At 63.6% G+C, this 13,324-nt stretch carries 9 protein-coding genes and 1 pseudogene; 7 read left to right on the top strand and 3 right to left on the bottom strand.

The window, feature by feature from the left end; translation table 11 throughout:
• Positions 1-223: 223 nt before the first annotated feature.
• Both R2B70_RS12180 and R2B70_RS12175 read left to right on the top strand, forming a co-directional pair.
• The gene (locus R2B70_RS12180; RefSeq protein WP_042078582.1) at positions 224-1,261 is read left to right on the top strand and encodes a M35 family metallo-endopeptidase; all 1,038 of its coding nucleotides are present in this window, start codon (positions 224-226) and stop codon (positions 1,259-1,261) included.
• A 47-nt stretch (positions 1,262-1,308) separates the two neighbouring features.
• Positions 1,309-1,743, top strand: a complete 435-nt coding sequence (locus tag R2B70_RS12175; protein WP_042078580.1) for a hypothetical protein — start codon at positions 1,309-1,311, stop codon at positions 1,741-1,743.
• Here the strand turns inward: R2B70_RS12175 and R2B70_RS12170 are convergent.
• Positions 1,740-2,255: pseudogene (locus R2B70_RS12170) on the bottom strand (questin oxidase family protein); the annotation flags it as partial. The gene R2B70_RS12175 and the pseudogene R2B70_RS12170 sit on opposite strands and share 4 nt — an antisense overlap.
• Positions 2,256-2,415: 160 nt before the next feature.
• Here R2B70_RS12170 and R2B70_RS12165 point away from each other — a divergent pair.
• From R2B70_RS12165 to R2B70_RS12150, 4 genes are all read left to right on the top strand, one after another.
• On the top strand, positions 2,416-2,994 hold the full coding sequence (locus tag R2B70_RS12165; RefSeq protein WP_042078579.1) for an O-methyltransferase: 579 nt from the start codon (positions 2,416-2,418) through the stop codon (positions 2,992-2,994).
• 415 nt (positions 2,995-3,409) lie between these two features.
• Positions 3,410-4,183 carry an amino acid ABC transporter substrate-binding protein gene (locus tag R2B70_RS12160; RefSeq protein ID WP_042078577.1) on the top strand — a complete coding sequence of 258 codons (774 nt, stop codon included), beginning with the start codon at positions 3,410-3,412 and terminating at the stop codon, positions 4,181-4,183.
• Positions 4,184-4,241: 58 nt separating this feature from the next.
• Positions 4,242-4,898, top strand: a complete 657-nt coding sequence (locus R2B70_RS12155) for an amino acid ABC transporter permease (RefSeq protein WP_209428977.1) — start codon at positions 4,242-4,244, stop codon at positions 4,896-4,898.
• Complete coding sequence (locus R2B70_RS12150) at positions 4,895-5,656, top strand: amino acid ABC transporter ATP-binding protein (protein WP_318161591.1); 762 nt, start codon at positions 4,895-4,897, stop codon at positions 5,654-5,656. Before R2B70_RS12155 ends, R2B70_RS12150 begins: the two co-directional genes overlap by 4 nt.
• Positions 5,657-5,740: 84 nt before the next feature.
• On the opposite strand, the gene R2B70_RS12145 is transcribed toward R2B70_RS12150, so the two are convergent.
• Positions 5,741-7,156 (bottom strand): FAD-dependent oxidoreductase, encoded by a 1,416-nt coding sequence (locus tag R2B70_RS12145; RefSeq protein ID WP_318161590.1) that lies wholly within the window; start codon positions 7,154-7,156, stop codon positions 5,741-5,743.
• A 12-nt stretch (positions 7,157-7,168) separates the two neighbouring features.
• Entirely contained in the window at positions 7,169-11,626 is a 4,458-nt protein-coding gene (gltB, locus tag R2B70_RS12140; RefSeq protein ID WP_318161589.1) for a glutamate synthase large subunit, read from the bottom strand.
• A 612-nt stretch (positions 11,627-12,238) separates the two neighbouring features.
• Between gltB and R2B70_RS12135 the strand changes: the two genes are divergently transcribed.
• Positions 12,239-13,183: a TIGR01212 family radical SAM protein gene (locus R2B70_RS12135; protein WP_318161588.1), complete on the top strand. Its 945-nt coding sequence runs from the start codon at positions 12,239-12,241 to the stop codon at positions 13,181-13,183.
• Positions 13,184-13,324 lie beyond the last annotated feature (141 nt).

The raw sequence follows: 13,324 nt of genomic DNA, 5'->3' as shown, positions 1-13,324 counted from the left end.
CGGTGGCGGGAGGGGAGGGGAGGGGAGGGGAGGGGAGGGGGCCTTGATGCGGCGCCAAGGGGGCAGCCTTTGTCGCAGCCGGCGAGGGCCCCCTCCGATGGGGGGCGTCCCCCATATGGAGGGATGGGGGCGCCGAGCTTCTGCTCTAGGGTGGATGAGCCCCAAAGAGGGCCACATGGAAGCAAACCGCCTGATGGCGCCACTCAATGAATGAGGAAACACGATGAAAGCGACTCCCATCGCCCTGCTGCTGGCAGGCTCCCTGATCTCTCCGCTCTGCGCCGCCGGGCTCGATGCCAGGCTCACCCTGGTGGAGGGCGGCACCGACGACGTGCGGGTCAACCTGACCCTGACCAACACGGGGGACAAGCCGGTGCGTCTGCTCAAGTGGCAGTTGCCTGGCAGCGAGGATGCCCCCCTGTTCCAGGTGGAGCGTGACGGTCAGCCGGTTGGCTACGAGGGGGCCCTGATCAAGCGGGCGGCCCCGACCGACAAGGACTTCCAGCTGCTCAAGGCCGGCCAGAGCCTGACGGTGCAGGCGGAGGTCTCAGGTCTCTACGACATGAGCGTCCAGGGGCAGTACAGCATCCGCTACCTGCTGCCAACCGTGGCGCAGGAGGGGAAAACCGCCAAGGCCAGGCAGGCCCGGGGGAGCGAATCCAATGCCGTGACCCTCTGGGTGGAAGGGGTAGCCGACGATAGGGTGCTGGCCAAGGCGGCCCTGGCCGAGCCCCAGGCGGTGACCGCCTCGGTCAGCTTCAGCGGCCGCTGCACCAACACCCAGAAGAGCGACATCCTGGCCGCGCTCGATGCCGCCAGCGGCATCACCAACAACTCCAGCAGCTATCTGGCGGTGGACAAGCCCGATGGCCAGCGCTATCGCAGCTGGTTCGGCGCCTATGACGCCGCCCGCTGGAACCAGGCCGAGGCGAACTTCAGCAAGATCAAGGATGCCATCGACAACAAGCCGCTCACCTTCGACTGTGGTTGCAAGCAGAGCTACTTCGCCTACGTCTATCCGGACCAACCCTACAAGGTCTATCTGTGCAAGAGCTTCTGGACGGCACCCGTCACCGGGACCGATTCCCGCGCCGGCACCATAGTCCACGAGCTGAGCCACTTCAACGTGGTGGCGGGCACCGACGATCTGGGATACGGTCAGGCCAATGCCCGCAATCTGGCGAGCACGGATCCCCAGAAGGCGCTGAACAACGCCGACAACCACGAGTACTTCGCCGAGAATACCCCGAGCGAAAATTAATCCGTGAAGGGGCCGCGAGGCCCCTTCCCGTTGTTGAAGGAGCACCCATGATGACTCTCTTGCTCACCACCCTGGCGCTGGCCCCCCTGCAGTGCGAACTGTCGGTCAACGCCGAGAGCGGGGTGAACGAGCCCCTGCCCCTGGTGATGACCCTGACCAACCGGGGGGAGACCCCCCTTGAGGTATTGACCTGGTTCACCCCCTTCGAGGGGTGGTTTGCCGATGCCATCGACCTCACCCGCGATGGCCGGCCGCTGGCCTACCGGGGACCGCTGGCCAAGCGTGGTGAACCCGGAGATGGCGACTTCCTCCTGCTGGCACCGGGGGAACATAGCCAGGCCGATGCGGATCTGGCGCAGGCCTACGATCTGTCGCAGCCGGGCAGCTACCGGCTCAGCTATCGTGCCCAGCCCCTGGCGCTGACCCGGGGCGTGGTGCCAAGCTGCCCCGCCATCGACTTTACCCGGGTGGCGGCGCCCTAGGAGGTCGGTGGCTTGCTCTTCGCATCCAGCAGCCCGACGGCGCGGGCGGCCACCACCAGATAGCGCTTCGCCAGGCGGGGTGACGCTTTCCCTTCCCGCCAGCAGCAGTGCACCAGCTTGATCACGTGGTCGTCCAGGCTGACGAGGGCTCGCGACAGCACCGGATCCCAATCCCATCCCGCCGCATCCGGCCAGTGTTGAGCATGCAGCGCGGGTGCCCCGACCGTGACATAGGCGGCGGCCACCGCCTGCCACATAAGGTTCTGCCAGGGGGCTTTCAGCTCATCCGGCAGGTGGCGGGCGACGATGGCGGCGGCCCGGCTGCCGGTCACCAGGTGCAGCACGGTGAAGTTGCGGGTCTGCCAATAGAGGGGCAGGGCGGCCTCGGCCAGCTGTGCCAGCACATCGTCTCCGCCAGCCAGGCTGCGCGGCAGCGAGATCGGCCAGTCGGGATCCGCCGCCACCCGCCGCAGGCGGGCGGTGATCCACTCTCCCTGCCAGCGTGAACCTTCCTCTACAACCCGGAGGACAGGGCTGCCGCCCGGGGAAGCGGCCCTCGCTATCTGCTGGGGGACGAGCCGCCGCAGGATGACAGGGTGAAGACATGATGAAGAGATGGGGACGGGCCACGCCGTGCGCCAGGCCGCCCCTTGATACCGCCAAGGAGGCAAGATGGTACTGGAATCATTGAAACGGGAGCTGGAGCGCTTTGGCGAGCAGCACGACGAGGCCCAGCCGTCCCGTGACGGCAAGATGCTCAATATCACCCGGGACACAGGTGAACTGCTGGCGCTGCTGGTACAGACGCGAGGGGCGGCGGATGTGCTGGAGATTGGTACCTCCAACGGCTATTCCACCCTCTGGCTGGCGGAGGCGGTGAAACGGCTGGGGGGCCGGGTCACCACCATAGAGCGGGATGCGGGCAAGCTGGCCATGGCCGCCGCCAACTTCCAGCGTGCCGGGCTCGGCCCCTGGATTGAACAGCTGGCGGGGGAGGCTGGCAGCTTGCTGCCTACCCTGCCGACGGCGGGTTATCAGCTGGTCTTCCTGGACTCCGATCGCCAGCAATATCAGCGCTGGTGGCCCGAGATCCGGCGCCTGCTCGCCCCTCGCGGCCTGCTGGTGGTGGACAACGCCATCTCTCACCGGGAGGAGATGAGCGACTGGATGGCGGAGGTGGTGCAGGATCCGGCCTTCATGACCGCCCTGGTGCCGGTGGGCAAGGGGGAATGGCTGGTGGCGCGCCTGTGAGCCCATGGCTCTTGCCGCATGGGACGAGCACCATCCCGTGGTGCTCGCTCACCTCATGGGAGCCCCAGAGCCACTAGCTTTCCCGGAGCCGCCGTGCTCTCTTTCCTCATCTTACGTCCCCTCGTTCTGCTCCCGCGGTCGGCTTGCTGCCATATCGGCAGCGCTGGCAGTGTCGCCCTCTTTTTGGCGTTATCCACTATTTCGCTAAATATCCCCGTATTTCATGGTTGGGAGAGGAAACGTCTCGCGATATGTTTTGTCCATGCCGATAGCCAGCCGAATTAATGTGTGGCACTGACGTGGAAATATTAATCGCTGTGCTGCGGCAGCAGGATTGGAAAATAACCATTGCATGGCGCCAACCGATTCTGGTTGGCAAGCGTTCCGGGTATTTATAAATATAACGAGGTGGTTCATGAAGAAAGTACGTTCGCTGTTGTTGCTGGCGGCATTGCCGCTGGCCCTGATGAACTCGGCCCAGGCCCAATCCAGCCTCGCCGCCATCCAGAGCGCCGGGGTGATCAAGATTGGCACCGAAGGGGCCTACCCCCCTTTTACCTACCACGACAAGAGCGGCAAGCTGGTGGGCTTTGACGTGGAGATTGGTGAGCTTATCGCAAGCGGCCTCGGGGTGAAGCCCGAGTTCGTCGAGGGCAAGTGGGACGGCCTCATCGCCGGGGTGGACGCCAAACGCTACGATCTGGTGCTCAACGAGGTGGCCATCACGCCGGAGAGGCTGAAAAAGTATGATTTTTCAGATCCCTACATCACCTCCAAGGCGGTGGTCGTGGTGCACAGCGACAATGACAGCATCAAGAGCTTTGCGGATCTGAAGGGCAAGAAATCCTCCCAGTCCCTGACCAGCAACTTCGCCCAGCTGGCGAAGGCGTCGGGGGCCGAGGTGGTGGCCACCGAGGGCTTCAACCAGTCCCTGGAGCTGGTGCTGACCGGACGGGTGGATGCCACCATCAACGACAGCCTCTCCTTCCTGGATTTCAAGAAGCAGAAGCCGGACGCCAAGTTGAAGGTGGCAGCCACCGAGGCCAAGGGGGATCAATCCGCCGTGCTGCTGGCCAAGGGGCAACCGGAATTGCTGGCCGCCATCAATCAGGCGCTGCGCACGGCCAAGCAAGACGGCAGTTACCAGAAAATATCGGTCAAGTATTTCGGCACCGACGTCTCGAATTAATATTCAGGCCGAATAATAACAATAAAGGAGAATTAACGTGCCTCCCTGGTTGCAGTTAATGATCGACTCTTTTTGGCCCCTGCTCAGTGCGGGGCTTATTTTTACCGTGCCACTCACCCTTATCACCTTCGTGCTGGGAATATTGCTCGGCTTGCTGGTGGCCCTGGCCAGGCTCTATGGCCCGTCTCCCCTGGTGGCCCTGGCTCGCTTCTATGTGTGGCTTGTTCGGGGCACGCCGCTGCTGGTGCAGCTCTTTCTCATCTTCTACGGCTTGCCGAGCGCCGGCATAGTGCTGGATGCCTTCACCGCCGCCGTCATCGGCTTCACCCTCAACATCGGCGCCTACAGCTCGGAGACCATCCGCGCCACCCTGGCGGCGATCCCGAAAGGGCAGTGGGAGGCGGCCCACGCCATCGGCATGAACTGGCCCCAGGCCATGGGACGGGTGATCCTGCCGCAGGCGGCGCGCATCGCTGTACCGCCCCTCTCCAACACCTTCATCTCCCTGGTCAAAGACACCTCGCTGGCGGCGGCGGTGACTGTGCCCGAGCTGTTCCAGGCGGCCCAGCGCCTCGCCTCCGTCACCTATGAGCCGCTCATCCTCTATATCGAGACGGCCCTCATCTACCTGATGTTCAGCTCCGTGCTCAGCCTGTTGCAAGATCGGCTGGAGCGCAGATTGACCCACAAAGAGACCCGGGAGGTCGCCCTATGATCCGGTTGAGCGGTATCGAGAAGCAGTTTGGTGGCAGGCCCGTGCTCAAGGGGGTGGGGCTGGCGATGGCCGCCGGCACGGTGACGGCGCTGATCGGCCCCTCCGGCAGCGGCAAGAGCACCTTGCTGCGCTGCGTGAATCTGCTGGAGCGACCCGATGCAGGCCAGCTGGTGCTGGGGGGAAGCGAGCTCGACTTCTCCCATCACCTGTCACGGCAGCAGGTGCTGACTCTGCGCCAGCAGACCGGCATGGTGTTCCAGAACTTTCAGCTGTTCCCGCACATGACGGTGCTGGAGAACGTGATGGAGGGGCTGGTGACCGTCTTGAAGTGGCCCAGGGAGAAGGCGAGGGCGAGGGGCCTGGCCCTGCTGGACAAGGTGGGGCTCAGGCACAAGGCCGAGGCGGTGCCCGCCACCCTCTCCGGCGGCCAGCAGCAGCGGGTCGCCGTTGCCCGGGCGCTGGCGCCATCCCCCAAGATGCTGCTCTGCGACGAGCCCACCTCGGCGCTGGATCCCGAGCTGGCGCTGGAGGTGCTGGCCGTGCTGCGCCAGCTGGCGCGCGAAGGTACCACCATGCTGATCGCCACCCACGACCTGCGCCTCGCGGCCCAGATAGCCCAGCAGGTGATCTTTCTGGAAGGGGGCGAGGTGGTGGAGACGGGCAGCGCGCGCCAGATGTTCACGACCCCCAGGCGAGCCCGTACCTTCGAGTACATCTCCACCCTGACCGAACGGCAGCCGGAGAACTGGAGCATCTAGCCGCGACTGCCCACGAAGGCGAGATAAAGAAACAGCCCCGCACGAGCGGGGCTGTTTGCATGGCAGCTTGGTTGCGACGGCAGATCACACGGCCAGGTAGTCCATGATCCCTTCGGCGGCCTTGCGGCCCTCGTAGATGGCGGTCACCACCAGATCCGAGCCGCGCACAGCATCGCCACCGGCGAACACCTTGGGGTTGCTGGTCTGGAAGGCGTACTCCGCCTTCTCGGGGGCCTTGATGCGATCCCGGCTGTCGAGCTCGACACCGTGTTCCGCCATCCAGGGCTGGGGGTTGGGCTGGAAGCCGAACGCCATCACCACCGCATCGGCGGGCAGCACCTGCTCGGAGCCTTTGATGACTACCGGATTGCGGCGGCCGTTGGCATCGGGTTCGCCGAGCTCGGTGCTCACCACCTTGATGCCGCAGGTGCGGCCCTGGGCGTCCAGCTCCACCCCGACCGGCTGCAGGTTGAACATGAATTCCACCCCTTCCTCCTGGGCGTTCTTCACCTCCCGCTTGGAACCCGGCATGTTCTCGGCGTCGCGGCGGTAGGCGCAGATCACCCGATCGGCCCCCTGGCGGATGGCGGTGCGCACGCAGTCCATGGCGGTATCGCCCCCGCCGAGCACCACCACCTGCTTGCCGGCGAAGTCGATGTAATCGGCCTGGGCCTGCTCGAAGCCCAGCAAGCGATTGGCGTTGGAGATGAGGTAGGGCAGGGCGTCGTAGACCCCAGGCGCGCTCTCGTTCTCGAAGCCGCCCTTCATGTACTTGTAGGTACCGACCCCGAGGAAGACCGCATCGAACTCGCCGAGCAGGTCTGCGAAGGTGACGTCACGGCCCACTTCGGTCTCGAGACGAAACTCCACCCCCATCCCCTCGAAGATCTCGCGGCGGCGCTGCATCACCTCTTTCTCCAGCTTGAAGGAGGGGATGCCGAAGGTCAGCAGGCCGCCGATCTCCGGGTACTTGTCGAACACCACAGGGGTCACGCCGTTGCGGGCCAGCACGTCGGCACAGGCAAGACCGGCAGGGCCCGCGCCGATGACGGCGACCCGCTTGCCGGTCTTGACCACCTTGGAGAGATCCGGGCGCCAGCCCATCTCGAACGCCTTGTCGGTGATGTACTTTTCGATGTTGCCTATGGTCACGGCGCCGAAGCGATCGTTGAGGGTGCAGGCCCCCTCACACAGTCTGTCTTGCGGGCAGACGCGGCCGCACACCTCCGGCAGGCTGTTGGTCTGGTGGGAGAGCTCCACCGCCTCCAGGATGCGCCCCTCGTTGGCCAGTTTCAGCCAGTTGGGGATGTAGTTGTGGACCGGGCACTTCCACTCGCAATAGGGGTTGCCGCAGTCGAGGCAGCGATCCGCCTGCATGCCGACCTGGGCCTGGTTGAAGGGCTCGTAGATCTCCACAAACTGGATCTTGCGGATCTTGAGCGGCTTCTTGGGCGGGTCGACCCGCTGGACATCGATAAACTGGAATACGTTCTGGCTCATAGGGTTCCCTCCTTATTGCGCCTGGATTCTGAGTTCTGCACTGGAACGGCTGGTGTGGCCAAGCAGCGATTTGACGTCGCTGGACTTGGGTTTGATCAGCCTGAACTTGGGCACATAGGAGTCGAAGTTGGCCAGGATCTCCTCGGCGCGCGAGCTGCCTGTCTCGTTGAGGTGCGCCGTGATGATGCCGCGCAGGTGCTCCTGGTGGATGGCGAGATCCGCCACCTCCAGCAGTTCGACCAGCTCGGGGTTGGTGCGCTTGGCAAAGTTGCCGCACTCGTCGAGCACGTAGGCGAAGCCGCCTGTCATGCCCGCCGCGAAGTTGACGCCGGTCTTGCCGAGCACGGTGACGATGCCGCCTGTCATGTATTCACAGCCGTTGTCACCGATCCCCTCGACCACCGCCAGGGCCCCTGAGTTGCGCACCGCGAAACGCTCGCCGGCAGTGCCTGCGGCATAGAGCTTGCCGCCGGTGGCGCCGTAGAGGCAGGTGTTGCCGATGATGGCCGCCTCGTGGGATTTGAACGCCACGCCGACGTGGGGCTTGATCACCAGCTTGCCGCCGGTCATCCCCTTGCCCACGTAGTCGTTGGCGTCCCCGGTGAGGATCATCTCGAGGCCACCCGCGTTCCAGACGCCGAAGCTCTGACCGGCTGTGCCGTTGAAGTGCACCTTGACCGGATCGGCCGCCATGCCCTGGTTGCCGTGGCGTTTCACTATCTCGCCGGAGAGGCGCGCCCCCACGGAGCGGTCGGTGTTGCGGATGTCGTAGCGGAACTCGCCACCACTCATGTTCTCGACGGCATCCAGCAGGTCCTCCACCATCTTGAGGTTCAGCGGCCCCTTGTCGAAGGTGGGGTTGTGCTGCTGGCTGAACAGGCTGGAGCCTGCCGGTGCCACCGGGGTCGCCAGCACGCCGGACAAGTCCAGCTTGGCCTGACGGGCGGTGAGGCCGGGCAGGGCTTCCAGCAAGTCGGTGCGGCCGATAAGGTCGGTGAGCTGGGTGACGCCGAGCTCGGCCATCAGCTCGCGGGTCTCCTCGGCGATGAACTTGAAGTAGTTCATCACCATCTCCGGCAGGCCGGTGAAGTGTTCGCGGCGCAGCTTCTCATCCTGAGTGGCGACGCCGGTGGCGCAGTTGTTCAGGTGGCAGATACGCAGGTATTTGCAGCCGAGCGCCACCATGGGGCCGGTGCCAAAGCCGAAGCTCTCGGCGCCGAGGATGGCCGCCTTGATGATGTCGAGACCGGTCTTGAGACCACCGTCCACCTGCAGCCGCACCTTGTGGCGCAGGCCGTTGGCGACCAGGGCCTGCTGGGTTTCGGCCAGCCCCAGCTCCCAGGGGGAACCGGCGTATTTGACCGAGGTGAGCGGGCTCGCGCCGGTGCCGCCGTCATAGCCGGAGACGGTGATGAAGTCCGCATAGGCCTTGGCCACGCCGCAGGCGATGGTGCCGACGCCGGGCTCGGAGACCAGTTTCACCGACACCAGGCAGTTCGGGTTGATCTGCTTGATGTCGAAGATGAGCTGGGCCAAGTCCTCGATGGAGTAGATGTCGTGGTGGGGCGGCGGCGAGATCAGGGTCACGCCGGGCACGGAGTAGCGCAGCTTGGCTATCTGGGCCGTCACCTTGTCACCGGGCAGCTGGCCACCCTCGCCGGGCTTGGCGCCCTGGGCCACCTTGATCTGCACCACGTCCGCGTTCATCAGGTAGTGGGGGGTGACCCCGAAGCGACCCGAGGCCACCTGCTTGATGCGCGAATTCTTCTCGGTGCCGAAGCGCTTGGGATCCTCGCCGCCTTCGCCGGAGTTGCTCTGACCGCCGAGGCGGTTCATGGCGATGGCCAGGGCCTCGTGGGCTTCAGGGCCGAGGGCGCCGATGGACATGGCGGCGGAGTCGAAGCGGGGGAACAGCTTGGCCGCAGGCTCGACCTGATCCAGCGCCACCGGGGTGGTCCCCTTCCTGAGCACCAGCAGGTCGCGCAGGGTCGCCACCGGGCGCTCGTTCACCAGGCGGGCGTACTCCTTGTAATCGGCGTAGTTGCCGGAGCGCACCGCCACTTGCAGGGTCTGCACCACGTCCGGGTTGTAGGTGTGGTACTCGCCGCCGTGGACGAATTTCAAGAGGCCACCCTGGGTCAGCGGCTTGCGTCCGAGCCAGGCCTGACGGGCCAGGTTCACCTGATCCTGCTGGATGTCGGCAAAGTCGGCCCCCTGGATGCGGCTCGACACGCCGCGGAAGCAGAGCTCCACCACGGAGCTGGACAGACCCACGGCCTCGAACAGCTGGGAGCAGCGGTAGCTCGCCACCGTGCTGATGCCCATCTTGGACATCACCTTGTAGAGGCCCTTGTTGATGCCGTTGCGGTAGTTCAGCATGGCCTGGCGCAGGCTCATCTTGAGCACGCCTTCTTCTACCTGTTTGGCGAGGGTCTCGTAGGCGAGATAGGGGTAGATGGCGGTGGCACCGAAGCCCAGCAGCACGGCGAAGTGATGCGGGTCGCGCACGCTCGCGGTCTCCACCAGGATGTTGGCGTCACAGCGCAGGTTGTTGTCCACCAGGGTACGCTGCACCGCCCCCACCGCCATGGCGGCCGGGATGGGCAGGGTGTCCGGACTGATGTCCCGATCCGACAGCACCAGCAGCACTGTACCGCTGCGGGCCGCGGTCTTGGCCTCTTCGCACAGGCGCTCCAGGGCGGATTGCAGCCCCTCTTCGGGTTGGTAGTTGAGGCTCAACACCGCATGGCGATAGTGCTCCCCTTCCAGGGCCAGCAGTTGGTGGAAGTCGGAGTAGAGCAGGATCGGCGACTGGAACAGCACCCGGTGGGCGTGACCGAAGGTCTCGTTGAACACGTTCTGTTCGCGGCCGATACAGGTGGCCAGGGACATGACGTGGTTTTCCCGCAGGGGATCGATGGGGGGGTTGGTCACCTGGGCGAACATCTGGCGGAAGTAGTCGTACAGGGTGCGCTGACTGGAGGAGAGCACCGCCATGGGAGTGTCGTCCCCCATGGAGCCCACCGCCTCCTGGCCATTCTCGCCGAGCACGCGGATCACCTGGTCCAGTTCCTCATAGGAGTAGCCGAACAGCTTCTGATAGGTCTTGAGGCGGTCGTCCGGGAACTCGCGGGCACCGGTGCTGGCGTCGTCCATCTGCTCGAACGGCACCAGGCGCTTGCAGTGCTTGTCCATCCACTGCTTGTAGGTGTGGCGGCTCTTGAGGTCGTCGTCGATCTCGAAGCTGGTCCAGATCTTGCCGTTGCTAGTATCGACCACGAATAGCTCGCCCGGGCCGACCCGGCCCTTCTCCAGCACCTCGTCCGGGGTGTAGTCCCAGGTACCCACTTCGGAGGCGAGGGTGATGAACTTGTCCTTGGTGATGACGTAGCGGGCCGGACGCAGGCCGTTGCGGTCGAGCGCGCAGGTGGCGTAGCGGCCGTCGGTCATGACAATGCCGGCCGGGCCGTCCCAGGGCTCCATGTGCATGGAGTTGAAGTCGTAGAAGGCGCGCAGGTCGTCATCCATGTTCGGGTGCTTCTGCCACGCAGGCGGGATCAAGAGGCGCATGGCGCGGAACAGGTCCATGCCGCCGGCCAGGAAGAGATCCAGCATGTTGTCGAGACTGGAGGAATCCGATCCCGTGGTGTTGACGAAGGGGGCCGCCTCCTGCAGATCCGGGATCAGCGGGGTCGCGAACTTGTAGCTGCGCGCCTTGGCCCACTGGCGGTTGCCGGCGATGGTGTTGATCTCGCCGTTGTGGGCGAGGTAGCGGAACGGTTGCGCCAGCGGCCAGCGCGGGCTGGTATTGGTGGAGAAACGCTGGTGGAACACGCAGATGGCCGCCTGCATGCGGATGTCGGCGAGATCCAGATAGAAGCGCGGCAAATCCACCGGCATGCACAGCCCTTTATAGACGGTGACCAGGTTGGAGAGGCTGACCACGTAGAAGTAGTCGTCGCTGATGCGCTTCTCGATGCGGCGGCGCACTATATAGAGGCGGCGCTCGAGATCCTTGTCGACCCAGCCCGGGGGGGCGTTGACAAAGACCTGTTCGATGCTGGGCAGGGAGGCCTTGGCGATGGTGCCGAGTACATTGGTATCGATGGGCACCTTGCGCCAACCGACCAGACTCAGGGTCTCTTTTTCCAGCTCCTCGTCGATGATGTCGCGAGTGGCCTGGGCCAGGACGGGGTCCGGGTTCAGGAACAGCATGCCGACCGCGTAGTTGCGGCCCAGGTGCCATCCCTTCTCTTCGGCGACGGCTCTGAAGAAGCTGTCGGGTTTTTGCAGCAACAGGCCGCAGCCGTCGCCGGTCTTGCCATCGGCGGAGATGCCGCCGCGGTGCTGCATGCGAGCCAAGGCTGACATCGCGAGACGGACAAGCTTGTGGCTGGCTTCCCCTTCCATGTGGGCCAACAGGCCGAAGCCACAGTTATCCCTCTCCAGCTTTGGATCATATAGTGACATTGCATTTCTCCCTTGCTCGGCCTTCCATCGCACTGTCATCAACAGATTGCATAAATTGCGATTGGCTCTTGTGGTTCCGTCCGCCTGAGGTGGCGAATCTCCAAACTAATGGGATTTTCGAGCAAGGTCAATTGGACATCCCGCCTGTTTGCAATGTTACATCGCCATAACAAAATGTGGGCTTTAGAGACTCAAACAGTATTTTTATGTATTTAATGCTGAGATTGTTTTGTTTATTAGTCATATATGCTGGCGATGGTGACTTTGGTGGTTGACTGCATCGTGGCGCAGAACTGTAGTAATTTTACAAATTCCTTCTGCCTGGGCTTGGCGGGGATCACATTTCGAGATCCTGCATCTTGCATTTGTCCATATGCGAGCTAATCAAGATTTTTTCAGTGCTAACAGCCGGTTAGGGGAGTCTGGTTTTCTCTTTTTTCCCGTTTTTCCTGGTAGGGGTGGTTTCCAAAAGTAGCCGCAAAAGCCCTTTGTTGGGTATTTATCGCACTCGGCGTGAATATTTATATGATTTTAGGGAAGGGCCTGGCTTGATCCAGCTCAGCCTGCCCGGCGGTGCGTACCGCTAAAATGGCGCCTCATCTCGGAGGTGTCATGCAGTTACACGAACTCGTCAATACATTCGGCCAGGACCTCAAGCAGCGTCACGGCCAGAAGATCCACAAACTCTCCATTCACGGCGCCTTCACCTGCCCGAACCGGGACGGCACCCTGGGGCGCGGCGGCTGCACCTTCTGCAATGTCTCCTCCTTCGCCGACGAGTCGGCCCAGCAGCTCTCCGTGGTGCAGCAACTGCTGGCCCGCCGGGACGAAGTGACCCGCGCCAAGCGCTATCTCGCCTATTTTCAGGCCTATACCAGCACCTATGCGGAAGTGGAATATCTGCGGCGCATGTATGAAGAGGCGCTGTCGGTGAGCGACATGGTGGGACTCTGCGTCGGCACCCGCCCTGACTGCGTGCCGGATGCGGTGCTGGATCTGCTGGCGGGCTACCAGGCCCGGGGTTACGAGGTATGGCTGGAGCTGGGGCTGCAGAGTGCCAACGACAAGACCCTGCAAAGGATCAACCGGGGACACGGTTACGCCGCCTATGCGGATGCGGTGCGGCGAGCCCATCTGCGCGGCATCAAGGTCTGCGCCCACCTTATAGTCGGTCTGCCGGGGGAGGCGGCCATGGAGAGCCTGGAGACCCTGCACCGCGTCGTGGAGACGGGGGTGGAGGGGATCAAGCTGCATCCGCTGCACGTGGTACAGGGCAGTACCCTCGGCAAGGCGTGGCAGGCGGGACGGCTGGATGTGCTCACTCTGGCGCAGTATGTGGCAGCGGCGGTCGCCATGATCCAGCACACGCCCCCCGAGGTGGTCTATCACCGCGTCTCGGCCTCGGCGCGCCGCCCGACCCTGTTGGCACCCGCCTGGTGCGAGAACCGCTGGACCGCCATGACCGAGATCGCCGCCGAACTGGCTCGCTCCGGTCCCCAGGGACAACGCCTGGGACGCCCCTTCTCTCTCCCGCTTTCAAATGAGCTGAGGCTCTAATTTCGTCAAAAAAACAGTGGGTTATTAGATGAAATTCAGTCTTTGCAGTATAGTTTCGTTCAAGTCACCTTGATAAGATGGTGGGCTTGAAAAAAGATATGTTTATCAATAACTCTTTGCGGTTTATGTACCGGGCGGGAT

Origin of the sequence: Aeromonas sp. XH, from assembly GCF_033348475.1 — a bacterium.
In the GTDB taxonomy this organism is placed as follows: Bacteria; Pseudomonadota; Gammaproteobacteria; order Enterobacterales; family Aeromonadaceae; genus Aeromonas; species Aeromonas sanarellii.
This window is presented reverse-complemented; position numbering and strand designations above follow the sequence as displayed.

Excerpts from the sequence above, each read along its gene's own strand:
- R2B70_RS12180 (WP_042078582.1), top strand. The coding sequence starts at position 224 with ATGAAAGCGACTCCCATCGCCCTGCTGCTGGCAGGCTCCCTGATCTCT.
- R2B70_RS12175 (WP_042078580.1), top strand. The coding sequence starts at position 1,309 with ATGATGACTCTCTTGCTCACCACCCTGGCGCTGGCCCCCCTGCAGTGC.
- R2B70_RS12165 (WP_042078579.1), top strand. The coding sequence starts at position 2,416 with ATGGTACTGGAATCATTGAAACGGGAGCTGGAGCGCTTTGGCGAGCAG.
- R2B70_RS12160 (WP_042078577.1), top strand. The coding sequence starts at position 3,410 with ATGAAGAAAGTACGTTCGCTGTTGTTGCTGGCGGCATTGCCGCTGGCC.
- R2B70_RS12155 (WP_209428977.1), top strand. The coding sequence starts at position 4,242 with ATGATCGACTCTTTTTGGCCCCTGCTCAGTGCGGGGCTTATTTTTACC.
- R2B70_RS12150 (WP_318161591.1), top strand. The coding sequence starts at position 4,895 with ATGATCCGGTTGAGCGGTATCGAGAAGCAGTTTGGTGGCAGGCCCGTG.
- R2B70_RS12145 (WP_318161590.1), bottom strand. The coding sequence starts at position 7,156 with ATGAGCCAGAACGTATTCCAGTTTATCGATGTCCAGCGGGTCGACCCG.
- gltB (WP_318161589.1), bottom strand. The coding sequence starts at position 11,626 with ATGTCACTATATGATCCAAAGCTGGAGAGGGATAACTGTGGCTTCGGC.
- R2B70_RS12135 (WP_318161588.1), top strand. The coding sequence starts at position 12,239 with ATGCAGTTACACGAACTCGTCAATACATTCGGCCAGGACCTCAAGCAG.